The organism is Phycisphaerae bacterium, from assembly GCA_019636475.1.
Lineage (GTDB): Bacteria > Planctomycetota > Phycisphaerae > UBA1845 > UTPLA1 > JADJRI01.
This window is the reverse complement of the sequence record JAHBXN010000005.1, coordinates 113,588-135,566: the sequence shown is the minus strand read 5'-3', so window position 1 is coordinate 135,566 and position 21,979 is coordinate 113,588. Positions and strand designations below refer to the sequence as shown.

Below are 21,979 nucleotides of genomic sequence, written 5' to 3'. Positions count from 1 at the left end.
TTCACAGACTGGCTGATGCGAGCCCTTATTTGAGGGCGCTGGCGTCATTGTGCATGGTGTTCGCCGGATGCGCCAGTCCGCGGCACTTTCACGCGAATATTCAGTCCGAGAGTGCGGGCGATCGCATCCTTGCGATCCGCGCAGCCGGGGAGGCAAAGGATCTCGCGGCGGTTCCGCTGATTGTTGATCGGCTTGAGGACGAGGATGACGGCGTCCGCTTTTTCGCGATCCTTGCCCTGGAGCGAATCACCGGCACGCGGCTCGGCTACGACTATGCGGCGGATTTCGAGCAACGTACTCGGTCCGTGGAGCGCTGGCGTGAGTACGTTCGCCAGGGCCATCACAGGCGATCGGCTCGCGAGGGCCTTGCGAAGGATTCCGCCGGATCGGACGCGGTAGAGGGTGGGACGACTTCCCGCTAGAATACACCCATGCGTCAGGAAAACATCGTCGTCCTGAACATCACGAGCAATTCCCGGAGCTTGCCGGTAGTGCGGGGCGCCGTGGAGCAACTGGCGGCATCCGAGGGGTTCAGTCAGACCGAGGCACATGGTCTCGTGCTTGCGATCGATGAAGCGATTGCAAACGTGATCAAGCACGGGTACGGCGGCGTTGCGGACCAGCCGATCACCATCACGCTTTCCGGCATTCGGACCGACCTCGGACGTCGAGGCATCGCGATTGAAGTGCGCGACAAGGGCCGGCAAGTCGATCCGCAGAGTATCTGTGGTCGCGATCTGGATGACGTCCGCCCCGGCGGACTGGGTGTTCACATCATTCGCGCGGTGATGGATGAAGCCGAGTACAGCTGTCCGAGTGATGGCGGCATGTGTTTGCGCATGGTCAAGTTTGTGACGGAGCGCCGGGATCAACCGGCGTCCGTTTCATAGTCGGCTGAAAGAACGACGGTTCGAGATTCATGTCGAATGGACCGGAAAACCTGGTGAAGAGCGTGCGCAAGACGCCCGACGCGACGTTCGTCGATCTTGCGGGTGATATTGATTTGCGCGGTTCCCCCGCGCTGCATTCGGCGCTGGTCGATCTGGCGAACGAACGGCCGAAGCGTCTGGTGCTGAACCTGTCTGAAGTTCCTTACATGGATTCATCGGGGGTTGGGACGCTGGTTGAGGTATTTCGCAGAGTCACCCGACATGCCGGCAAGCTGATTCTCTGCGGCATGTCCGCTCGTGTTCGAAGTGTTTTCGAGATCACCAAACTGGACCGATTTTTCACCATCTGCGATACGCCGGATCAGGCGACGGACGCATAGCTCAAACGATCAGGCACCGTGTGCAACGACTGACATCGCGTCGGTGGCACGTCGCGAATCGGTGTCGCCGCCGCAGGACCTGCTCGCGCGTGCGCAACCTCGGCCGCCGACGAGCCGGCGTGGCTCCGCGCGCCGGCGTGGTCGATCGGGGACAAATCGATTAGCATTCCGCGTGTGTTGCGCCCGTAGCTCAGCTGGATAGAGCATCGGATTTCTAATCCGACGGTCGCAGGTTCGAATCCTGCCGGGCGCGATGGGATTTCGCGGCTCACTTCGGTTGTGTCGTTGCGTCGGCACTTTCCAGGAAACCCAGGTCGGTGTCGATGCGTCGCTCGAGTGATCGCTGATCCTCGACAAATCGCAGGAGCGCGGAGTCGTCCGTCAGCGAGAGACGCGCCTTGATATCCGAGTCCTCGGGGAAGCGATCGAGGCCCTCGCGCCAGGCAGCCCTTGCAGCGGCGTAATCCTTGTCCTTTACGTAGGCATCGCCCAGGCCGACATAGGTCCGGACAAAGTATGGTGTCATGCTTTCGTCACCTGAACGCCGCTGCAGCTCGATGCATCGTCGGAAGTCGGATATAGCGTCCTTTGAGTGCAGCAGCGAGCGCGGCCAATGCAGGTGATTCTGCGCCCGGCAGTAATAGATTTCCCACAGGTCGGGTTTCGCTTTGGACGCTTCATCGAGCTGGTCGAGCGCTTTTCTCGCGAGCGTGCCTTTGCTGACGATGGCCGCGATTCCGCCGCATGTTCGAATCTTGTCCACGTAGGCGCACGCCAGATGGATTCGGGCGGCTGGTTCGCCGGCGCCGGACTGGACCAGTCTCTTGAGAAACTCTATCGCGCGATCGTGTTTGCCAGCTTCGGCGCAGGCGGTGCGGTAGGCGCTGGCGATGCGGTACGAATCGGGCCTTGCTCGCAACTCTCGCTCCAGGCGGCCGATGAGCCGGTCCATTTCGGCGGGGTTTGCCGTCGTCGCGGGGTCGATGTCATGTCCATGAGCTTCACCGTTGACGCGAGCGGGCCTTGGCGCATTCACCGAGAATGCCGTGTTATTGACATATCTCTCCGGGTCCTGCACGACGCGGACGATTTGATTCGCCGCAACGTTTTCGATGTACTGGAGGCCGCCGTCGGGCCATCGCACTTCCATCAAGGTGGCTTGTCGCTCGCGTCCCAGTCCGAAATGCAAACGGGGATCGCTCTGGCCTGCGTAGCCGTTGCCACCGTCGCGCTCGCGGATCAGCCGCTGCGCGGGCGTGACGATCGTGACGCGGGCGCCGATCGCGTCGCGCGTGATGCCGGTGGATGGATCGCCTTCGAGCCGGACCAAGAGCCAATTTCGGTCGTCGTCGGTGGCAGCGCGGGCGTTGTTTCGATAGAAATTCGGCTCCTGATCCTGATTGGCCACGAACAAGTCAAGATCGCCGTCGTTGTCGAAATCGAAACAAACGATTCCTCGCCCATCACGACGGCTCCCGAGTCCGACTTCTTCGGCTCTTTCGGTGAATGCGAGATTGCCGTCGTTTCGCCAGAGTCGGTTGCGCTCGTAGCCTGAGAACGTGCGCGTTCCGATCGCCGGCCAATTTCGGGCCTCGGCTGAATCCTGCCCGAGCACTGTCCATGAGGCGAGGTCATACCAGTAGCTGCCTTCGCCCGCACTGATGAATCCGTTGACAGAGAAGAGATCGAGATCGCCGTCGTTGTCGTAATCGAGGAATTTACCGCCCCAGCCCCAGCCACCGTCAAATACGCCCGCTTCGAGCGAGATATCGGTGAAAGTCAAATCACCAGTGGCGGGGTCGATGCCGTTGTTGTACCAGAGCATGTTGCCTTCCTGGAGGTATTCGGCGGTCGTGATGTTTGTTACGAATATGTCGAGCCATCCGTCGTTGTTCACATCGCCGAAGTCGACGTTCATTCCTTTCTTCGTGTCATGCCCCAATGCAGTCGCAGAGACGTTTTGAAAGGGGCCGCCACGGCCGTTCAGGAAAAGCTGATCGGGGCCGAAATCGTCGGCCGCGTAGATGTCCGGCCAACCGTCATTGTTGAGGTCAGCGGCGCCGACGGCGAGCGTCCAACCTGTGTCGTCAACACCCATTTCAGCGGCGCACTCCGTGAAGGAGCCATCCGCATTCTGGCGAAAGAGGAAATTGCGGCCGGCGTTCCGTGAGTTTTCGAAGTCGTCGTGCATGATGCGCGTGGTGGTGAGATTCCAGAGGTCGTACTCGTCGAAGTAGTTTCCGATGTATAGATCAAGGCGGCCGTCGAGATTGAAGTCGAGCCAGATCGCGGCGCATCCGTTGGCCCACTGCATGCCGGGCGAGCCGTCGCGACGCCGAAAGAGTTTCGGGGTGACGTTCGTGAAGGTACCGTCGGCATTGTTGCGAAAGAGGATGTCCTCGCCCCAGCGGACGACGTAGAGATCGGGCCATCCGTCATTGTCGTAATCGCCCCAGACGGCGTCCATCGCGGTGCCTTGATCGTTGTTCCAGTCGGCCAGTCCTGCGCGGGCGGCGACGTCGGTGAAGGTGCCGTCCCGGTTGTTTCGGTAGAGGTGGTTGGGCGTGCCCTTGGCGGAATCGGTGACGAAAAGATCGATCCAGCCGTCCCGGTCGTAATCCGCCGCAGCGGCCGCCGCGCCGACGCTGGCGACCCAGGCCATGATGTTGTCCAGCTTTGGATCGAGCGTCGGCTTGTGATGCCGATTAAGAAGGCCCGCGAACTTGGTGATATCCTCGAATACGGGGGTTGTTGTCGCGGTTGCAAGGTCGCGCGTCGGGCGTTCTGGCAGAATTCGGTTTTCGGCGGGGGACCGCGCTGAATCCGACGCGTGGATGGATTCAGCGCCGGAGCGTTGATCGGATATGTGGGAATCCTGGTTTTCGCTGGATCGACGAGAGTCAGACGGGTGATTGTCCCTGGACGAGCTGTTGCAGCCGAACTGGCCGAATTTCAGTCCGATCAAGCCCGTCGCAGTCAGGAAGAAAAGGATTGCCCGTCGTGACATGTGAAGCTGTCCGTTCCCACCCTTGTATCCCATTGGGCAATTGTAACACGCCGTTGTGCGGAAAGAAGATGCCGCCGACGTGAATCGTGTTGGTTCGCGGCACGCGCTGACGACTGCAAAGCCAATTCTGGGTCGATTCATGGGGTGGCAGCGCGCGACGGCACCGGCGGGTCAAATCCTGCTGCATGGTTCAGCCCGCGAATTCCGATGAATGAGAGGGCGCCGCGCGGCGTCGGCCGTGAATCGTGCTGCCTGAAAGCGCCGTTCGCCGGTCGATCGTTGGCCCGACTGCGGGTGGAATCAGACTTGGAAAGCACGATCATTTCCGTTCAATCCGTTTCGAAGTTCTTTCAGCGCGGCGAACGTTGCGACTCGCTCTACGGCGCGGTCGCCCGCCGATTTCGGCAGCCGATTGGACACGCACAGGGAGGGGTGAACGGGAAGTTCCGGGCACTCGAGGATATTTCGTTCGATGTAGTGCGAGGCGAGTGTTTCGGCATCATTGGTCACAATGGCGCCGGCAAGAGCACCATGCTGAAACTGCTCGCCGGCATCATGCGGCCGGATGAGGGTTGCGTCGCGATCGATGGCCGGGTTTCGGCGTTGATCGAGGTCGGGGCGGGCTTTCATCCGATGCTGACCGGGCGTGAGAATGTGTATCTGAATGCAGCGATTCTGGGAATGTCGCGTTCGGAAGCTCGGCGCCTTTTCGATGAGATTGTCGAATTTGCCGGGGTTCGTGAGCATATCGACATGCCGGTGAAGCACTATTCAAGCGGGATGTATGCCCGTCTCGGGTTCTCCATCGCCGCCCATGTCGATCCTGACGTACTGCTCGTCGATGAGGTCCTGTCGGTCGGCGATGCGCAATTCCGTTCCCGCTGCATTGATCGGATGCGAGCATTCCTGAAGCGGGGCGTTTCGATTGTGTTCGTCTCGCACGATCTGGGGACGGTGCAGCAGTTCTGTCATCGCTCGATGGTGCTTGCGGAAGGGCGATCGAGCTTCATCGGCGCGTCGCCCGAGGCGGTCGCCCAGTACCACCGGTCGTATTCTTCCACATTGCTCGTCCGTGATGCGCAGGGACGTCCGACAGCTCATCTGTCCTGCATTCGACTGCGAACCAGCCAAGAAGCCGGCGCCGGGTCGGCGGGAAGTGCCGAACACTGCGCAGTGCCCGGTGAGACCGTGGTGCTGGAATTTGACGTGGCATTCGAGGCGCATGTGCCCAACCCGTCGATCGGCCTATCGATCGTCCGTACACGCGACTGGCTGACGGTGTATGAGACAAGCAGTGCGCGGCTCGGCGTGTCGCTGGCCGCGGTGTCGGCGGGCGACCGGATGAGGTTTCGCTGCCGCTTCGACCTTAATGTCTCGCCGGGGGAATATGCCATCGGGCTGCATGTTCGGGACCGGGACGGCCTACAGTATCTGGTTGAGGAGGTTGATGCGGTTCGGGTCCGAGTTACTGGTTCTCTCACGGGGGCGACTGCGCATCTGGATTTCCAGCAGGTTGCCGTCAGGACAGACTCGAACGACCGCGATCTGGCCGGGGCATTTACTTCGTCGCGCGGAGCGATCGAAGCAGGTTCGCCATCTCGATCATGCTGAGCGCGGCGTCCGCGCCCTTGTTGCCCGCCTTGGACCCGGCACGCGCGATCGCCTGCTCCAGCGTGTCGGTGGTCAGTACGCCGAATCCGATCGGGATACCGGTTTGCAGGGATACACCGGCGATGCCTTTGGCAGCCTCTCCTCCGACATGAATGTGATGGGTCGTCTCGCCGCGAATGACACAGCCGAGGCACCCCACCGCGTCGTATCGTTTACTTTCCGCCAGGACTTTGGCCGTGAGTGGAAGCTCCCACGAGCCGGGCACCCAGATTTCCGCGATATTTTCAGGAGCGGCCCCGTGGCGCAGCAGGACATCTCGCGCTGCGGCGAGCAATCGGGATGTGATGAACTCGTTGAAACGGCTGACCACCAATGCGAATCGCAGTTCCGTGGCATCGAGATTTCCGGAGATGGGTTGGTTCATATGCCGCGATTCTAACTCTTGCCGGAGCAACTTGTCGCACGCCGATTCCATCCGTATCATTTATTCGGACGTAAGCGGGGTTGGGGGGCGACAGCCGACGTATCGTGCGGCGCATGTTTGGACGGGAACTGACCGGCTCGGTGGATCGGGCATGTGATCAGGCGGAGAGACGACAATCGACGCGAGGGGCACGCGGGATGCCACTGGGTAGTGCCCGCCTGGTAGCTCGGCAAATCGAAAGCAAGATCATGTTCCACCAACCGCATGACGTCGCCGAGGCCCTGCGTATTCGCGCGGAGATGGGCGGTGACGTACTTCCCATCGCGGGGGGGACTGACATCGTCGTCGCGATGAATCGATCGTCACGGCATCCGCCGCATTTTCTCGATCTCTCGCGGATCGAGGGTTTTCGCGCCGTGCGGCGCGAGACTGATTCATTGTGGGTGATGGGCGGCGCGACTTTCTCGCAACTGGGACGATTGCCTGTCCGCTGCCTTGCGGACGCGGCCATGACGGTCGGCGGGCCCGCCATTCGCAATCGGGGGACGATCGCCGGGAATCTCGGCACGGCCTCTCCGGCGGGTGACGGGTGTGTTGCACTTCTGGCGATTGACGCGCTCGTCGAACTTTCCAATGCCGACCGGGGCTCGCGAACAATCTCGATCGCGGATTTCTTCAGAGGATTTCGACAGACCGCGTTGCAGCCCGATGAACTGATTACGGGGGTCTCTTTCCCGACGGACTGGCGCACCGCCTGGTACAAGATCGGCAAGCGTGGTTCAATCAACATCAGCATTGTGTGTTGTGCGGTAGGCCTCTCTCCGCGCGGCGATGTGCGAATCAGCTTCGGCTGTGTCGCCCCGACGGTCGTTCGTTCGCGCGGAGCGGAATCGATCATTACGCAGGGCGGCATTTCGGACGAGACGATTTCGGAGGCGGCGCGGGCGGCCATGTTGGAGGTCGCGCCGATTGACGACCATCGCGCGTCGGCGGCCTATCGGCGTGCAATGTGCGGCGTGCTGACGCGGCGATTGCTCACCCAGTTGCGGGATGAACAGGCCGCCGAGGAGACGGCAGCATGAATGAACGACGGGTCTGCAATGCCTCGTGGCGACTCCGATGCACCGTCAATGGCGCGCCGGTTGATCTCGAAGTACCGGTCGATGAGACCCTGCTTTTCACTTTAAGGGATCGGCTGGGACTGACCGGAACGAAAGGCTCGTGCCTCGAAGGCGAATGCGGTTCATGCACAGTCATCGTCGATGGCGAAGCGACGAACAGCTGTCTTGTGCTTTCGCCTCAGATGGAAGGCTGCCGCATTGAGACCATCGAGGGTCTCGCCGAGGGGGAGAAGCTGCATATCCTACAGGAAAAGTTTCTGGCCAGCGGCGCGGCGCAATGCGGATACTGCACTCCCGGATTGATCATGTCAGCGAAGGTGCTTCTGGAGAGCACACCTGACCCGACCGAGGACGAGTTCTTTGAAGGGATGGAAGGCAACATCTGCCGATGCACCGGCTATAAATCGATCTGTGAAGCGGTTCGCGACGCGGCGAAGGAATGGCGCCAGTGCCGGGCGTGAGAAGGCCTGAACGCGTTGTGATGGGTTGAGAACTGGTCAGGTCGCCCGTTTACGGGTCGGCGATTTTCCCAATACGTCGTGTATTCATGAAGGATCCTTCTTCCGAGATATCCGGAGATTCGCGACCTTGCGAGGTCGCATCGGTTCGCCCCGATCAGGCATCCGAGACGCTCGTTGAACCTTCGACGACGCCGTACAAGGAGGAGATCCGCGGCCCGGTGGGGACGAATGCCCGCCGAATTGATGGTGTCGAGAAAGTCACCGGCGCGGCGCTGTACGGCGCGGACCTGTTTCATGATCGCGCCGACTTGTTTGCTCAGGTTGTTCGAGCTGACATCGCTCACGGGAATCTGCGGTCCGTGAAGGCCGAGAAGGCGCTTGAAGTCCCCGGTGTGATCGCGGTCTATACGTCGAAGGACGCTCCCGGAACCAATCGCCAGGGATTGATTCACCGGGATCATCCGGTCCTCGTCGAGGATCGCATCCTGTATCGCGGCGATGCAATCGCCATCGTCGTCGCTGAAAGCGAACGGGCGGCGCAGCTCGGCCGTGATTCGGTCATGGTTGAGTGTGATGCGCTGCCGGTGATCGCAACAATGGATGATGCGCTGGCTCCCGATGCGCCGAAGCTGCATCCGGAAGGCAATCTGATGGGCGGCAAGCGCATTCGCAAAGGTGATGCCGATGCGGCACTTGACGCTGCGGATGTGGTCGTCAGCGAGACCTTTGAAACGCAGACCGTCGATCATGCGTTTCTGGATATCGAAGCCGGCGTGGCTCGTTGGGACGGCCGCCACCTCACGATTCAGGTTTCGGGACAGTGGGCACACGAGGAGCGGCGTCTCGTTGCGCTGGCGCTGGGACTTCCGCTGGAGACCGTTCGCATTATCTGCCCGGCGACCGGCGGGGCGTTCGGCGGCCGTGAGGATATCAGCATCCAGATATACCTTGGCATGGTCGCATTGCGACACCCGAACAAGACCGTTGCGATGCGCTACAGCCGGGAGGAGTCGATGCGGGCGCGGCACAAGCGCCATGCACTTCGAATTCACTATACGCTCGGCGCGACGAGCGAAGGCATTCTGACTGCCGCCAAGATAACTGTTTTTTCGGAAGAGGGCGCGTACGCCTCGACCGGGCCGGCCGTGCTTCGCAAGGCGGCCAGCCATGCGACCGGTCCTTATCGAGTGCCCAACATCCATGTCGATGTGTACGGCATCTTCACGAACAACAATCCGACCGGCGCCATGCGGGGCTTCGGCGCTTGCCAGATGGCGATCGCATACGAGGGCATGATGGATCGTCTTGCCGCACGCCTGAAGCTGGATCGTCGTGAAGTGCGTTTGAGGAATCTGATTCGAAACGGCGACAGCGTCACGACGGGTCAGGTGGTCCCGATCTGCACGGCCGTGGAGTGTGTCGAATCGGCCTGGTCGCGGTTTGATCGCGGACGGCGGAAGGACCCACCGCTGCTGCCGCATCAACGGCGCGGCGTCGGCATGAGTGTCATCTGTTTCGGGCTGGGCTATGGCGACGGATTTCCTGATGCCAGTCGAGCCACGGTACGGTTTTCGACGGGCGGCCGGCTGGAGGTTTACACCGGGGGCGTCGAATATGGGCAGGGGCTGATCACCATCATGGCCCAGATCGCGGCTGAAGAACTGGGTCTGGCGACAAATGACGTTGACGTGGTCTGGGCCGATACCGACCGCACTCATGAATCCGGCTCGTCGTCGGCGACTCGCCAGACGTATTTCACCGGCAATGCGGTGAAAATCGCCGCGAGCGAGCTTCGAGAACAGGTGCTCGACGTGGCGGGCCGGGTGCTCCAGGTTCATCCGCATGAACTGGACCTTGTCAGCGGGGCCGTCGTCGGGCGGTTCGATCGTCAGATCAACATGCCTCTTCGCGAGGTCGTATCGGCTGCCCGGGAGCGGGGTTATTCGCTCACCGGCGAAGGCATTTTCAAGCCGCGCACGGTGTGCGAGAATTTTGAGACCGGCCAGTCGCCTCGGTCGTTCATCACCTACTTGTTCGCATCGCATATCGCGCAGGTGGTGGTTGATGTGGAAACGGGCGAAGTGCGCGTTGAGCGGTATATCGCATGCCATGATGTCGGACGAGCGATCAATCCACAGTCGGTCGCCGGGCAGATGGTGGGCGGGGCGACACAGGGTATCGGCATGGCTCTCATGGAAGAGGTTGTGATGAAGGAAGGGCGCATGCTCAATCCGAATTTCACCGATTACATTCTGCCGACCTTTCGTGACGTGCCGGAGATCGAGACCGTCATACTGGAACATGATGATCCGGGCGGACCTTTCGGGGCGCGGGGCGTTGGTGAGCCGCCATTGATTGCAGCGGTTCCGGCCGTGCTGGGCGCAATCGGGGACGCAATCGGCGTCATGCCGGATCGGCTTCCCTGCACTCCTCAGCGCGTCTGGGAAATGATCAACGGCTTCGAGTCCTCACGCGGGGAGGACATGTCCGGACTGGATCGCTTAACGCCCGAGCATGCGCGGATGGCGCGATGACAGATACAATTTTCAACGGAACGCTCATTGCACATCGCGACGGTGCGCCGATTGTTTCGCCGTGCGAATCGATCTCCATCGGCGATGGCGTTATCACGGAAGTCCAACTCGGGGATGGGGGCGCCGACGGCGCCGCGAGAACGGCCGACGGGCGGAGTGAACGGTTCGACGCCTCAGGGCACGTCATTCTTCCCGGATTGATCAACACGCATCATCACCTTTACCAGTCGCTCACGCGGTGTCTGCGCTGCGTGCAGGATGCGTCGCTTTTCGACTGGCTGACCCAGTTGTACAAACGCTGGCGACATATCGACTACTCCTCCGTCAAACTTGCCGCGCAAATCAGCATTGCCGAGCTGCAATTCTCCGGATGCACGACCACCAGCGACCATTTCTACATTTTTCCGCGGGGAACGGATGCCCGGCTGGAAGCGGTTCTCGACGCGGCGGAGGAAATGGGAATGCGAATTCACGCCTGCCGGGGCTCCATGAGCGTGGGGCATTCCGCGGGCGGCCTGCCTCCGGACGACTGCGTGGAGGACGAACGCGCGATTTTGCAGGATTGTGAACGGGCAATGGATCGCTTCCACGACGGCGGGGAGCACTCGATGCGGCGGATCGATCTGGCGCCCTGCTCCCCGTTCTCCGTCAGTCCGGAGTTGATGAAAGATGTCGCGTCGCTGGCACGCTCCCGCGGCGCGCTGCTGCATACTCACGCTGCTGAAACGCTTGACGAGGAGGAATACTGCCTGAATCGATTCGGGGCGCGGCCGATCGATCTGCTGGACTCGCTCGATTGGCTGGGTCCTGATGTTTATCTGGCGCACTGTGTCTGCCTCAACCATTCGGACATTTGTCGGCTGGCGGAAACGAAGACCGGCATCGCCCATTGTCCGTCATCGAACATGCGACTCGGCAGCGGGATTCCGCCGGTTCGCGCCTTACTGGACGCCGGGGGTCGAGTGGGACTGGGGGTTGACGGCAGTTCTTCAAATGACGGCGGTCATCTTCTCGCGGAGGCTCGCCAGGCGCTGCTGCTTCAGCGAGCCGCGCGGGGGCCGCTCGGCTTGTCCGTGGCGGAGGCGTTTTCACTGGGCACCGTCGGTAGCGCCGAGGTTCTGAATCGTCCACGGCTTGGGAACATTGCCGCCGGATTTTCGGCCGATCTTGCGATGTTTCGGCGGGACGATCTGTCACTCGCCGGCGCGATTGAGCAGGATCCACTCGGCGCGATCATGCTCTGCCGGACGGCTCGCGTTGATCGACTGATTATCAACGGGCGCACCGTCATCGAAGACGGTCGGCACAAGCTGGTTGATCTGCCGGCGCTGATCGAACGATTTAATCGACTCGTGCGGGAGCGGTTCTCTTTCCAGATGCCCTGATGAAGGCGCGGGGGAAGGGCTGAATGGGCGCTGCGATTCGAGCAGCAAAGCGGCATGGCAGGGGACGATGGTGACGATTCAACCGAAAAGGTACGTGACGGCGTCCACCAGTTGATCGATATGCCGGCTCACCATCCACAAGGGAATAATCATCAGCGCGACGCCGACCATGACGAGGCATGCGCCCATCGTCGACGGCATCTGCGAGACTGATCGGAACTCATGTTCCATCGCTGCGCGCAGCGCAGCCAATCTTACGGCTGGATCGATGCCGTCCGTGTGTTCCACATGGAGGGTCACGTTGCGAAGCGGGGTAAAGCTGCGCAGTGAAAGTGCGAAGCGGCCATCGCGATCGTGCCAGGTCTCGGCCGACCAGGAACCGTGCCAACCTATTGAGCGAAGTGCGTCCTCGACCAGCCGACGGCATCGTTTTTCTGAGATGTTATAAATCACGAAACCGGCGTCAGCCGCCGGCAGCAGGCGATGGAAGGCCATCGCGAATCCCAGCGTCGCCAGGCCGAGCAGCCACAGATGGCTTGAGCCTGCGAGCGTTGGCAAAGGCACAACGAGAAGCGGAATGAGCACGATCGTCAGGGAGATGAAGTCGGCTCGACTCGTGATGATGCAGGGGCGGGCGTGACTGTTGACCAGTCCGAGTGTGAGGAAATAGGTCGCCACCGGCCCGACACAAAGGACGAGCATCAGAACGTCAGTTACCTGGTAGCCGGATGCGAACATGGGCGACAACCATCCGCGAGGCCGGGAATCGCCAATCTGACGGACCGCGATGCGATTCGACGATACATGCCTATCGGCCAAAAGGCTCCATCGAGGAAAGCCGATGGGCCGGATGCTGCTCGTCGACCGGGCCGCCGATGCGGCCGGAAGCTCGGGTCAGTCATTGAACGACGATCCGGAATCCTCCTCCGGGTCCAAACGGTCCAGATGCTGCCCCCGCTCCGCAACCTTGCGATACCCAAGGTATTTTATCACCTCAAGCACTTCGGTCCAACTCGGAAACGGCCGTTTGTTCGTTCGCTTGTATTCGTCGATTGCCATGACGAACTCGAACTGCTCTTCGTTGAGTTCGCCTTCCTCGGCGCTGCGGCGTGACTCCGGCCGGCGTCGCCCCGGTCCTCGGCGGCGTTCCAATCCGGCGCGACGATCCACGACCGTCTTTCGGCGATCGTCCTGCATCACGGTCGATTCGACTACGTCTCGCTGATCTCGATGAGGTAGGCTCACGGCACGGTCCTCCGGCGGGGCCGGCCCGTCAGGCGAGATCGGTCCCCCCTCGCCTATCGTCAGAAATCGTCGTCCTCTTCAGGTTCGTCGGCGTCGTCATCGTCAAATTCGTCGTCATCGTCATCGCCGTCGAACTCGAGGTCGTCGTCGCTCCCATAATCATCGTCTTCATCGTCGTCATCGATTTCGAAGTCTTCGTCCTCATCGTCGTGTGCCATCCGCGTGAGAATTTCGGACGCTTCGACCAACCTGGTGGATGGCACGAGCACCGCCACCCCGCACTCGGACGGCAGCGACGCTGCTGATTCGACCTGAGCCGGAATCGAGACGGCTTCCAATCGGCGACAGCAGCGGTCGGCCTCGCTTCGCGACCGGGCGAAAAACACTTCAACAAAATCGAACCCCTTTTCAGTTAACAAGAGGTCTTCGGATCCGACTCCTAGCTTGACCATGCGTGACCTACTCCTAATGATTCACTCACTCTCAGCGACCACCGCTTTCGCCAACGGCTGTGAAGTTGGCGAATTTCCGACGATTCGTCAAGCGGGTCAGCACAATTTTCGGCGGTGCCGCCGCGGCCCCGTTTCGCCTGCATCACCGAGGCGAATATTTACCGAATGCGGGCGGGAATCTGCGGGGTCTGGCCCCGAGATCGCCGTCGCCAGCGCGGCAATTCGTAGACGCTTTTTCGTTGGGCGTCCAGACCTCTGAGCGATCAAATTTTGGTTGATTTCGGGGAGCGGCGACCGCCAGCCCGGGGCTTGATCCGGGGCAATCCAATTCCCTCCCCGGAAAGCGTTATCCCTTGACGCCGCCGAGGGCCAGGCCGCTGATGAATTGCTTCTGAGCCACGATAAAAAGCGCGATGCAGGGCACCATTGTGACAATGCTCGCCGCCATCAGGTAATTCGCATCGCGAAAGTCGCCGTACTGGTTCTGGAATGAGTTCAGTGCGACGGCCAGCGTCATTTTTTCCTCACTTTGGAGGTAAATCAGGGGCCCGAGAAAATCGTTCCAAGCGCCGATGAACGTGAAAATGGCGGTGATTGCGATGACAGGCTTGCAGATGGGCAGCATGATCTGCCACCAGATGCGAAAAGAACCGCAGCCGTCAACCCGGGCTGCTTCGACCAGCGCTTCGGGCACCTGGGCGAAAAACTGCCTAAACATGAAAATGAAAAAGGGGCTCCCGAAAAACGCGGGTACGACAAGGGGCAGGAACGTGTCAATCCATCCGAACCAGCGGAAGAGAATGAAAAGCGGGATCATCGTGACCTGAGCCGGCAACATCATCGTCGCGATCATCACGATGAAGAGGGCGTCCCGGCCGCGAAACCGCACCCTCGCGAATGCGTATCCCACCAGACTGCACGACAAGACCTGTCCGATGACGACCAGCGTCGTTATGACGACGGTATTCGACATGGCGTCGAGGAATCCGATCCATTCGCGGCTTCCCATCCTGCTCAGGGCAGCGGGATAATTTGCCCATTGGGCGGCGCTGGGCCAGAGTCGGAATCCGGACGCTGACTGACTCGCTTCCTCGCCGGTTGAAAGACTGGTGACGATCATCCACCAGAAAGGGAACATCATCGCGACGGATCCCGCGAGCAGGACGAATAGAGTCAGGCTTTTCTGGATGCGAGACGACATCATTTCGGCCAGCTGCTCCCTTCCCGGTTGCTCCTGCCGCGGCGAACTCATGCGAACCGCCGCCAATCGAACGGTGCATCAGCCTTTCAGTGCTTCGTAGTACACGAATCGCCTGCTGCCTCGCATGACGACGATCGTCAGGCCGAGGACGATTAGTAACAGGAGCCATGCCATGGCACTGGCATACCCCATGTCATGCAGGTCAAAAGCCTGGTTGTAGAGCTGAATCACATAGAATCGGGTTGCGTTGCCCGGTCCCCCGCCCGTCATGATGAATGCCTGCGTGAAGACCTGAAACGAAGCGATTATCGCGATGATGACGTTAAAGAAAATAACCGGGCTGAGCATCGGCAGGGTGACATGCAGGAATCGACGCCATCCGGTCGCGCCGTCGATTGCAGCCGCCTCGTACAGTTCCTTTGAAATTCCTTTGAGCCCCGCCAGATAAATCATCATGGTGCCGCCAATCGACCACAGATTGACGATGGCGAACGCGGGCACGCCCCAGCGGTCTGCGTCTTTCTCAAACCACGCCGGCGGTGCGACAGAGGCCGGCAGGATTTTCGATAGCACGTCGTTCATCAGCCCGTGTTCGTGGTGGAACACCCACTTCCACATGACCGCCATGCCGACTCCGGCGAGGACACTCGGTAGATACCAGATCGCTCGGAATGCGCCGATTCCTTTCCATTCATGGTTCATCAGCATCGCGGCGAGAAGCGCTGCGATCTGGCCGCTCGGCACGGCAAGCAGCGCGTACACCGTCGTGACATAGAGCGCGCGAACAAAGGTCGGGTCGAACTCCCACATCGACACAAAGTTGTCGAATCCAACCCATTTTGCCGTGTCCAGCGAGGCCATGCCGCTCCATCGCATGAAGGACAGCAGGAATGACATGACGATTGGGAAGGCTGTGAATGCCATCAGACCGATCACCCATGGGCTGACCATGATGTTACCGGCGAGTTCCTCCCGCATCGCCTGACCGCGCGGGCGCCGCACCCACCAATACACCGTCCCGCCGACGGCGAATGCGCCGATGGGTCCGACAATCCATCCGATGACACCGGCCCAGTTCACCCGGGTGTAATGAACTTCGTTGGCGTGCTTGCGTTCGATCTGTCGCCACTCCCTGTCGACCTCGGCCAGCTTGGCCGGGATATCAGCATTTTGCTTGAAGATGTTCTCCAGTCGTACGCGCAGCTGGTGGAGATAGGCCGGATCAGCCGGCCAGTTGATCGGCTCCGCGTATTCCGCGGCGTCCAGATAGGCGCGATAGTTTCGCGGGGGTCGGCCTTCGTCGATGAAATCCGGACCATTCGACACTTCCTTGATAACCGACAAAGCGAGGCCGGCGCGGCACATCCGCTCCTGCGCCGGGCGGCTGTTCATGTGTTTGACAAATCGCCACGCCTCGGCCTTGCGAGGGCTGCTGTTGGCGATGCCCCATGCGGCCGTGAAGATGCCGTTGCGGGCGGGCAATCCCTGAGAGTGCGGCAGGGGGGCGTAGTCCCACTCGAAGCTGCGAATCAGACGGTATGTGGGCACTTTCCAACGGCCGAGTGGTCCCGCGAATCCGACGTTGCCCGCCAGAAACGGTTCCATGCCGGTCTCGAGCTGAGTCTTGGCGGAAAACAAGGTGCGTTTCTCATTGTGAAACCAACCTTGGAGTGTCGCGAGTACGGCATGTAGCTTCGGATCGTTCAGGTAGTGTTCGCTGAAGTCATTCGACAGGAAGTCCACGCCGTGGTTCCATGCGAACAGCCGGACCATCGTCTCCCACGTCACAAAATCGGCACCGTAGCAACCGGGCAATCTGGCGACTTCTCGCGACGCGGTTATGAACTCCTCCCACGTCCAGCCCGCAATCGGCGGCTCCGCCACGCCTGCGCGGGCGAGAAGCGTCTTGTTGTAATAGAAGCCGGCCGGTGTGAAATCCTTGGGCAGTGCGACGAGGCGACCGCGTCGGTTGCCCATTCGCTGTGTCTCGCGATCGAAACGGAAGCAATCGACAACATTCAGAAAATAGCCCGACAGATCGACCGTTTCGCGGCCCGCGGCCACATCATCGGCGATGAGGCGGTCGATATCCGCGAGCAGGTCTTTGGATGCGAGATCGGCGACCTTTTCGTATCCGAGATAGAACACATCGGGCGGTTCGCCGGCAGCGAACATCGCATGCAGTTTGGTATTGACGGCTGCGGCCTGACCGAGATTTGTTCGGCGTACGCGAATTTTCTCGTTGCCGGGCTGTTCAAGAAAATCCTTGACAAGATCGGCAACGATTCGATCCTCATCATCTTCACCCCAGTGAATCAGTGAGATGACGATTTCGTCCGCACGCTGCACGCCGTCGCGTATCGGTCGATAGGCGAACACCCATAGAAACGAGAACAGCAAAATCGCGGCGGCCACAGCCCCGACGATCAGCCGAGCCGCCTTGGCAAATTGAATGAGCAGGTTCCTGGATCGCAAGCGTGACGCCTCTGATCGTCCCAGTTCCGGTCGGCAGGACCTAACGGCAGCCGCCTACTGAAGCATCCTGATTGCCATGCCTCGCGATGAGGGCTCGGTCCGACACTCCGCAGTCAGCGAAACTCAACACCGAAATCCGCAGGATCACGATCCGACCACCGCGAAGACCGCGGCCGATCGGGGCTCGAGCATCATTCCGTGCAACAGCCCGTTCTCCACCTTCAAATCTGTTTCGAGGTCCGCTTTTGGACGCACCCTCGGTCGAGCGGTTGGTTCATCCTTCGCGGGCATGATCAGCTCGGTCTGATTCGGATCATCCAGTCTTACGATTCTGGAACCGTTGGGCCATGGCGACGGCAGGTTGAGCCGATAGGCCTTGTCGCTGTTATTGAACACGACAACCACCGATTCCCTGCCTGAAGTCCGGCAAAACCCATAGACCCCGAGATCGTCACGGCATGTGATGGAGCGGAACGTGCCGGTCTGCAACGCCGGAAATGTATTGCGGATCGCAATGAGCCGCCGAAAGTGTTCAAGAACGTCTTTTTCGATTCGTTCCTCCGGGTCGTCGTTCGGCGGCAGATCATCCCAGAGCATTGGTTTGCGATCCGATGGATCGTCGGCGCCGTACATGCCGACCTCGTCGCCGTAATACACCATCGGCGCACCGAGGAACGTCATCTGAAAGGTGACCATCGACTTCATTCGGTGATAACAGTCGGGCGTCGGCTTGGCTTCGTTGTAGTTCGGCCCGTTATCCTGCAATCGGTTCGATTTGTCGTACTCCAGGTCCGGGTTCATGAACATCGATGCGAGCCGATCGGTATCGTGGCTGTCATAGAGATTCTGGAGCACATAGTTCACCTGGGGTTGATACCAGGAGAGCATGTCCTTGAGGGCCTGATCGAATTCGCTCGGCTTCGTCGCCCTGGCTTTGTTCACGAAGAACTGCTGCGCGCGGACCGCGAAGGGATAGTTCATCACCGCATCGAAGGTGCGTCCATCCAACCATGGCTTCGACTCTTCCCAAAGCTCCGCCACGATGTATGCGTCTGGGTTAATTGATTTAACCAGCTTTCGCCAGTCCTTCCAGAAATTCGCGTTGATGTCCGCGGCCACGTCCAGCCGCCAGCCGTCGATCCCGTCGGATGGATCGCCGTCGCCGTTGGGATCCATCCATCGCCGCGTGACAGCGAAGAGATGTTCACGCACCGGTGCGGCCAGCCCGAGTGCATCGTCGTGCTTCAATCGGGGCAGCGAGCCATCGTCCCCGTCCCAGGCCTTGTAGTGAAACGGGTCCCAACTGACGATATCGAACCACCCCGCGAATTTCGATTCGCGTCCGTGTTCCAGTACATCCTTGAAGGCCCAGAAATCCCGTCCAACGTGATTAAATACGCCGTCGATGATGACCTTGAATCCCATTTGATGCGCGATGTTCAGAAATTCGAGGAAAACCTTGTCGCTCTCCGACCATTGCCATGTAGCGGGATCGATCGTTTCGCCTTTGATTTTCTTCAGGCTGTCCTTCACGCCGAAGAAGTCGTCAATGTGCCGGTAATCCGACGCGTCGTACTTGTGCATGGACTCGGCAAGGAAGATGGGATTGAGGTAGATGGCGTTGATGCCGAGATCGCGGAGGTAGCCGAGCTTCTCCCGAACGCCCTGGAGATCGCCGCCATACCGACGATCAAATATGTAATTAAAGAAGCCGCCGGTTTCTTCAAAATCTGCCGGACTACCGGATTTGACGTCCGAAGGCGCTTTGTAAGGCGCGTGCCATTTGTGCGTCCACGGCACGGTTCTCGGCGGATCGTTGTCCGGCGTTCCGTTGCGAAATCGTTCCGGGAAGACCTGGTACCAGACCGCATTTCGAGCCCAATCCGGCGTTTCGAAACTCATCTTGATTTCCGCAGTGAATGGGTGACTTGCCTCAGCTCGCTTTTCGTGCACGCCATCGGCGTCCATCCAGCGGCTCGTATTGCCGTCGACGACTTCAAATCGGTAGTTCGGCCTGGCGCTCGGCGCGTTGACGGTCGCCTGCCAGTAGTCAAATCCAAGACGCGATTCAGTGCGAGCCATCGGAATCGGATCGTTCGAGTCGTCCGTCCACAGGCTTGCCGACTCCACGTCGTTTGCGAGCGTCCGAAGCGTGACAAGGGCATCGGATCGCGAATAGGGGGCGAAGTACTCCTGCCGGCGCGTCGAATGTCTGATCGCTTCGGCGGTAATGTGATCGGGCTTTGCCTCGCCGAACTGCTTTGCGTCATCGCCGATCAACAGGCCGCTGTTCCGGCCGCCGTGGTTGTCCGGGGTGCTGAGCTTCGGATCGGCCGTCTTGTCATCGAGGAAGATCGCGCCGTTGACGGCGAACTTGTAATGGTGGAGTCCCTCGGGCAACGGCACCAGAGCTTCATACTTCGCGGGGTGGATCCGCCGCGTCGGGGTCACTCCCGCTTTCCAGTTGTTGAAACTGCCGACGATGTCCACCCGTTCCAGCACCAGGTCTTTGGGCAGACGATCGTCGCTTTTCGGATCAAACAGGAAGTAGTGATAGCCTGAAGTCTCGATGCTGATTGTTCGAAGGGCGTTGTCGTAGAGTACGTAGTACGTCCGGTCTTTTCTGACCGTGAAGGATGTCGGGCTCGTGTCGGTGCCACGGCCCGTGCCGGTGACGATGAAGATTTCAGTTCCATCGTGGTCAGCGGTGTAGGGGGCGGCCCACAGGTCCTCGCCGACGAGATGCATTCCAGCCGATGCGGTTTTGTTTGTTCGCGCGGACAACTGAAATCCATTGCCGAAGGTGCCGTTCACGACGGCCGTGTCCGCGAGTTCGCCATCGGTGACGACGAGTTGAATTTCGAGCTGTCCCGGGGCATTGAGGAAGAGATGATCGGTGTATTCCTTCCGTTCGATGTACCAATCATTGGGCCCCAGGTCGCTTGAACCGCTGCCCCAACGATAGAGGAGGGTCTTGCCTGCGGTTGGAATGCTCTGCGACGGATCGAGAATGTAGTGGTCGCAGCTTGCACGCTCGATCGTGATGATGGCGTACGGCCGAGACGCCGGACGATGCTCCATTCCCCACTTCATCTTGTCGACGTCAAGCCAGATCAGATACTCGCCTGATTGGGGACAAACGAGGTGAATGTTGCCTCCCGGCTGTGTCAGGCGGTTTTCGCCGCCGGCGTCGCCGAGGTGTCGTTGCCATGTCCCATTGAAGACGAATTTGAATTCGTACAGGCCGCAGCCCATGTATCGCTGCAACTCATAACGATCTCCGACGTGGTTGAGCTTGAAGGAATCGTCGGAGGTGGCCCAGTTGTTGAACGAGCCCGCCAGATGGATGCGATCGTCCGAATCGGCGCGTGCGACCGCCGAAACGCCGAGTCCAAGAAGCAGGGCGGTGGCAAGGGTCCAGCGCGCCGATATCGCACGCAAACAACGCGTTGAAAACGTGTTCCAGAGAATTGCAATTCCCATTCAGGCTCCTCTGATTTAGTCGGCTGGATCGACCGATCGCCGAATTGATGGGATTCTATTGCGAGCTGCGCGGCGCGGCGCAGGATTGGCGGACGACAACGCTGACTCGGCAGGTCTCTGTCACGCTGGCGATGCGGCCGTCGATCAGCTCGAACAGGCGGCTGCAAGCCTGGCGGCCCAGCTCAAAGAGCGGGGTGTGAATTGTTGTCAGCGGCGGATCGCAGAACGCGCCCTGATGAATGTCATCGCAGCCGATGACACTTACGTCCTCCGGCACCCGGAGTCCGAGGCTTTTGATGCCGGCCAGCGCGCCGATGGCCATTTTGTCATTTCCGGCGAAGAGGGCGGTCAAACCCGGTTCGCGTTTTATCAGTGCGACAGCTGCCGCCGCGCCACCTTCTTCGGTGAAGAGTCCGTCATGCACGCAGGATTGTGGCAGTTTTGCGCCTGCCTTTCTGAGCGCGCTTTCGAAGCCACGCCGCAGATCGTGCGTCGTCTGGACCTCGGCGGCACCGTGAATGAGGCCGACCTTTCGATGGCCCAGTTTTATGAGGTGTTCGCCGGCGAGGCGTCCCGCGGCTTCGTAGTCGCAGCCGACGTGATTGAGCCTGATGTCCGAGACGTAGTTGTTGACGAGGATTACGGGGAACTGCTCAGAAACAAAATCTCGCAGGTAGGTGTCTCTATTGGTGATTCCGAGGCAGAGCAGGCCGTCGATGAAATGGCGCCGGAAGAGCTCCAGGTACTCTTTGGCGGCGATGTAAGCGTCATCCGCAACTTCAAGAATGACTTTGTATTCGGATTGGCGTGCGGTCTCCTGGATCGCGCTGATAAGCTCGCCGAAGTAGGCGTCGGCGAAGGCGTGCCGAAGTTGCGGAACGAGGATCGCCAGGAAACCCGATTTCTGAGATTGGAGTCCCTGTGCCAGTCGGCTCGGGCGATAGCCCAGTCGATCGACCGCCTCCAGAATCCGCTGTCGGGTTTCTACGCTGATCCGGCGGTCCCGTTTGTTAAGCACCAGAGATACCGTGGTTAAGGACGAACCGCTCTCACGTGCGACGTCCTTGATACTGACGGCTTTGCGTTTGGCCATTCGCGACAATCCAGGTTTAGAACCGCCGATCCAGTCTGCATCGACGGAAAGTTTCTCAGTGCGTTCTATCATACTGTAACTCGCTATTTTCGGCGTTGGCGCTGTGCGCGTGAAAGATTCCGCACCGAATTGCTGCGGTTTAACATCCTCATTAAGTGGACGATCGCCATTGGCATTTGCGGAGCCCGTGCCCGGCATAACCATTGTGAGTTACAGG

17 protein-coding genes and 1 tRNA gene are annotated in these 21,979 nt (G+C 60.0%); 9 read left to right on the top strand and 9 right to left on the bottom strand.

The genetic code is table 11. The features are described from left to right. Positions 1-53: 53 nt before the first annotated feature. The 4 genes from KF841_09785 (at position 54) to KF841_09770 (ending at position 1,523) form a co-directional block, all read left to right on the top strand. A complete protein-coding gene (locus tag KF841_09785) occupies positions 54-422 on the top strand; it encodes a HEAT repeat domain-containing protein (GenBank protein MBX3395644.1) in 369 nt (122 codons plus the stop codon). A 9-nt stretch (positions 423-431) separates the two neighbouring features. After that, positions 432-890 (top strand): ATP-binding protein, encoded by a 459-nt coding sequence (locus KF841_09780; GenBank protein ID MBX3395643.1) that lies wholly within the window; start codon positions 432-434, stop codon positions 888-890. Between the two features lie 29 nt (positions 891-919). Next, positions 920-1,270, top strand: coding sequence for an STAS domain-containing protein (locus KF841_09775; GenBank protein MBX3395642.1), 351 nt, complete (start codon positions 920-922; stop codon positions 1,268-1,270). 179 nt (positions 1,271-1,449) lie between these two features. Beyond that, positions 1,450-1,523, top strand: a tRNA-Arg gene (locus KF841_09770). A gap of 15 nt (positions 1,524-1,538) precedes the next feature. Here KF841_09770 and KF841_09765 read toward each other — a convergent pair. Next, positions 1,539-4,277: a VCBS repeat-containing protein gene (locus KF841_09765; protein MBX3395641.1), complete on the bottom strand. Its 2,739-nt coding sequence runs from the start codon at positions 4,275-4,277 to the stop codon at positions 1,539-1,541. A gap of 306 nt (positions 4,278-4,583) precedes the next feature. On the opposite strand from KF841_09765, the gene KF841_09760 reads away from it, so the two are divergent. Continuing rightward, entirely contained in the window at positions 4,584-5,888 is a 1,305-nt protein-coding gene (locus tag KF841_09760; protein MBX3395640.1) for an ABC transporter ATP-binding protein, read from the top strand. Here the strand turns inward: KF841_09760 and KF841_09755 are convergent. After that, positions 5,836-6,312 (bottom strand): 6,7-dimethyl-8-ribityllumazine synthase, encoded by a 477-nt coding sequence (locus tag KF841_09755; protein ID MBX3395639.1) that lies wholly within the window; start codon positions 6,310-6,312, stop codon positions 5,836-5,838. The genes KF841_09760 and KF841_09755 overlap by 53 nt on opposite strands. A 248-nt stretch (positions 6,313-6,560) precedes the next feature. Here KF841_09755 and KF841_09750 point away from each other — a divergent pair, with 248 nt between their 5' ends. From KF841_09750 to KF841_09735, 4 genes are all read left to right on the top strand, one after another. Beyond that, on the top strand, positions 6,561-7,394 hold the full coding sequence (locus tag KF841_09750; protein MBX3395638.1) for a xanthine dehydrogenase family protein subunit M: 834 nt from the start codon (positions 6,561-6,563) through the stop codon (positions 7,392-7,394). After that, positions 7,391-7,894 carry a (2Fe-2S)-binding protein gene (locus tag KF841_09745; protein MBX3395637.1) on the top strand — a complete coding sequence of 168 codons (504 nt, stop codon included), beginning with the start codon at positions 7,391-7,393 and terminating at the stop codon, positions 7,892-7,894. Before KF841_09750 ends, KF841_09745 begins: the two co-directional genes overlap by 4 nt. Positions 7,895-7,980: 86 nt before the next feature. Continuing rightward, positions 7,981-10,428, top strand: a complete 2,448-nt coding sequence (locus KF841_09740; protein ID MBX3395636.1) for a xanthine dehydrogenase family protein molybdopterin-binding subunit — start codon at positions 7,981-7,983, stop codon at positions 10,426-10,428. After that, on the top strand, positions 10,425-11,813 hold the full coding sequence (locus KF841_09735; GenBank protein MBX3395635.1) for an 8-oxoguanine deaminase: 1,389 nt from the start codon (positions 10,425-10,427) through the stop codon (positions 11,811-11,813). The genes KF841_09740 and KF841_09735 overlap by 4 nt, the downstream gene beginning before the upstream one ends. 78 nt (positions 11,814-11,891) lie before the next feature. On the opposite strand, the gene KF841_09730 is transcribed toward KF841_09735, so the two are convergent. From KF841_09730 to KF841_09700, 7 genes are all read right to left on the bottom strand, one after another. After that, positions 11,892-12,551, bottom strand: coding sequence for a hypothetical protein (locus tag KF841_09730; protein MBX3395634.1), 660 nt, complete (start codon positions 12,549-12,551; stop codon positions 11,892-11,894). A 156-nt stretch (positions 12,552-12,707) separates the two neighbouring features. After that, positions 12,708-13,058, bottom strand: a complete 351-nt coding sequence (locus tag KF841_09725) for a hypothetical protein (GenBank protein ID MBX3395633.1) — start codon at positions 13,056-13,058, stop codon at positions 12,708-12,710. Positions 13,059-13,117: 59 nt separating this feature from the next. Further along, positions 13,118-13,510 carry a hypothetical protein gene (locus tag KF841_09720; protein MBX3395632.1) on the bottom strand — a complete coding sequence of 131 codons (393 nt, stop codon included), beginning with the start codon at positions 13,508-13,510 and terminating at the stop codon, positions 13,118-13,120. 346 nt (positions 13,511-13,856) lie between these two features. Then, positions 13,857-14,714, bottom strand: coding sequence for a carbohydrate ABC transporter permease (locus tag KF841_09715; GenBank protein MBX3395631.1), 858 nt, complete (start codon positions 14,712-14,714; stop codon positions 13,857-13,859). 75 nt (positions 14,715-14,789) lie between these two features. Beyond that, positions 14,790-17,186 (bottom strand): extracellular solute-binding protein, encoded by a 2,397-nt coding sequence (locus tag KF841_09710; GenBank protein MBX3395630.1) that lies wholly within the window; start codon positions 17,184-17,186, stop codon positions 14,790-14,792. Positions 17,187-17,330: 144 nt separating this feature from the next. Continuing rightward, positions 17,331-20,669, bottom strand: coding sequence for an alpha amylase N-terminal ig-like domain-containing protein (locus KF841_09705; GenBank protein MBX3395629.1), 3,339 nt, complete (start codon positions 20,667-20,669; stop codon positions 17,331-17,333). A 55-nt stretch (positions 20,670-20,724) separates the two neighbouring features. Further along, a complete protein-coding gene (locus KF841_09700; protein MBX3395628.1) occupies positions 20,725-21,762 on the bottom strand; it encodes a LacI family DNA-binding transcriptional regulator in 1,038 nt (345 codons plus the stop codon). Positions 21,763-21,979: the final 217 nt, after the last annotated feature.

What these genes read in the sequence shown, in the direction of transcription:
- KF841_09785 (MBX3395644.1), top strand. Translation starts at nt 54, where the DNA reads ATGGTGTTCGCCGGATGCGCCAGTCCGCGGCACTTTCACGCGAATATT.
- KF841_09780 (MBX3395643.1), top strand. Translation starts at nt 432, where the DNA reads ATGCGTCAGGAAAACATCGTCGTCCTGAACATCACGAGCAATTCCCGG.
- KF841_09775 (MBX3395642.1), top strand. Translation starts at nt 920, where the DNA reads ATGTCGAATGGACCGGAAAACCTGGTGAAGAGCGTGCGCAAGACGCCC.
- KF841_09765 (MBX3395641.1), bottom strand. Translation starts at nt 4,277, where the DNA reads ATGTCACGACGGGCAATCCTTTTCTTCCTGACTGCGACGGGCTTGATC.
- KF841_09755 (MBX3395639.1), bottom strand. Translation starts at nt 6,312, where the DNA reads ATGAACCAACCCATCTCCGGAAATCTCGATGCCACGGAACTGCGATTC.
- KF841_09750 (MBX3395638.1), top strand. Translation starts at nt 6,561, where the DNA reads ATGTTCCACCAACCGCATGACGTCGCCGAGGCCCTGCGTATTCGCGCG.
- KF841_09745 (MBX3395637.1), top strand. Translation starts at nt 7,391, where the DNA reads ATGAATGAACGACGGGTCTGCAATGCCTCGTGGCGACTCCGATGCACC.
- KF841_09740 (MBX3395636.1), top strand. Translation starts at nt 7,981, where the DNA reads ATGAAGGATCCTTCTTCCGAGATATCCGGAGATTCGCGACCTTGCGAG.
- KF841_09735 (MBX3395635.1), top strand. Translation starts at nt 10,425, where the DNA reads ATGACAGATACAATTTTCAACGGAACGCTCATTGCACATCGCGACGGT.
- KF841_09730 (MBX3395634.1), bottom strand. Translation starts at nt 12,551, where the DNA reads ATGTTCGCATCCGGCTACCAGGTAACTGACGTTCTGATGCTCGTCCTT.
- KF841_09720 (MBX3395632.1), bottom strand. Translation starts at nt 13,510, where the DNA reads ATGGTCAAGCTAGGAGTCGGATCCGAAGACCTCTTGTTAACTGAAAAG.
- KF841_09715 (MBX3395631.1), bottom strand. Translation starts at nt 14,714, where the DNA reads ATGATGTCGTCTCGCATCCAGAAAAGCCTGACTCTATTCGTCCTGCTC.
- KF841_09705 (MBX3395629.1), bottom strand. Translation starts at nt 20,669, where the DNA reads ATGGGAATTGCAATTCTCTGGAACACGTTTTCAACGCGTTGTTTGCGT.
- KF841_09700 (MBX3395628.1), bottom strand. Translation starts at nt 21,762, where the DNA reads ATGGCCAAACGCAAAGCCGTCAGTATCAAGGACGTCGCACGTGAGAGC.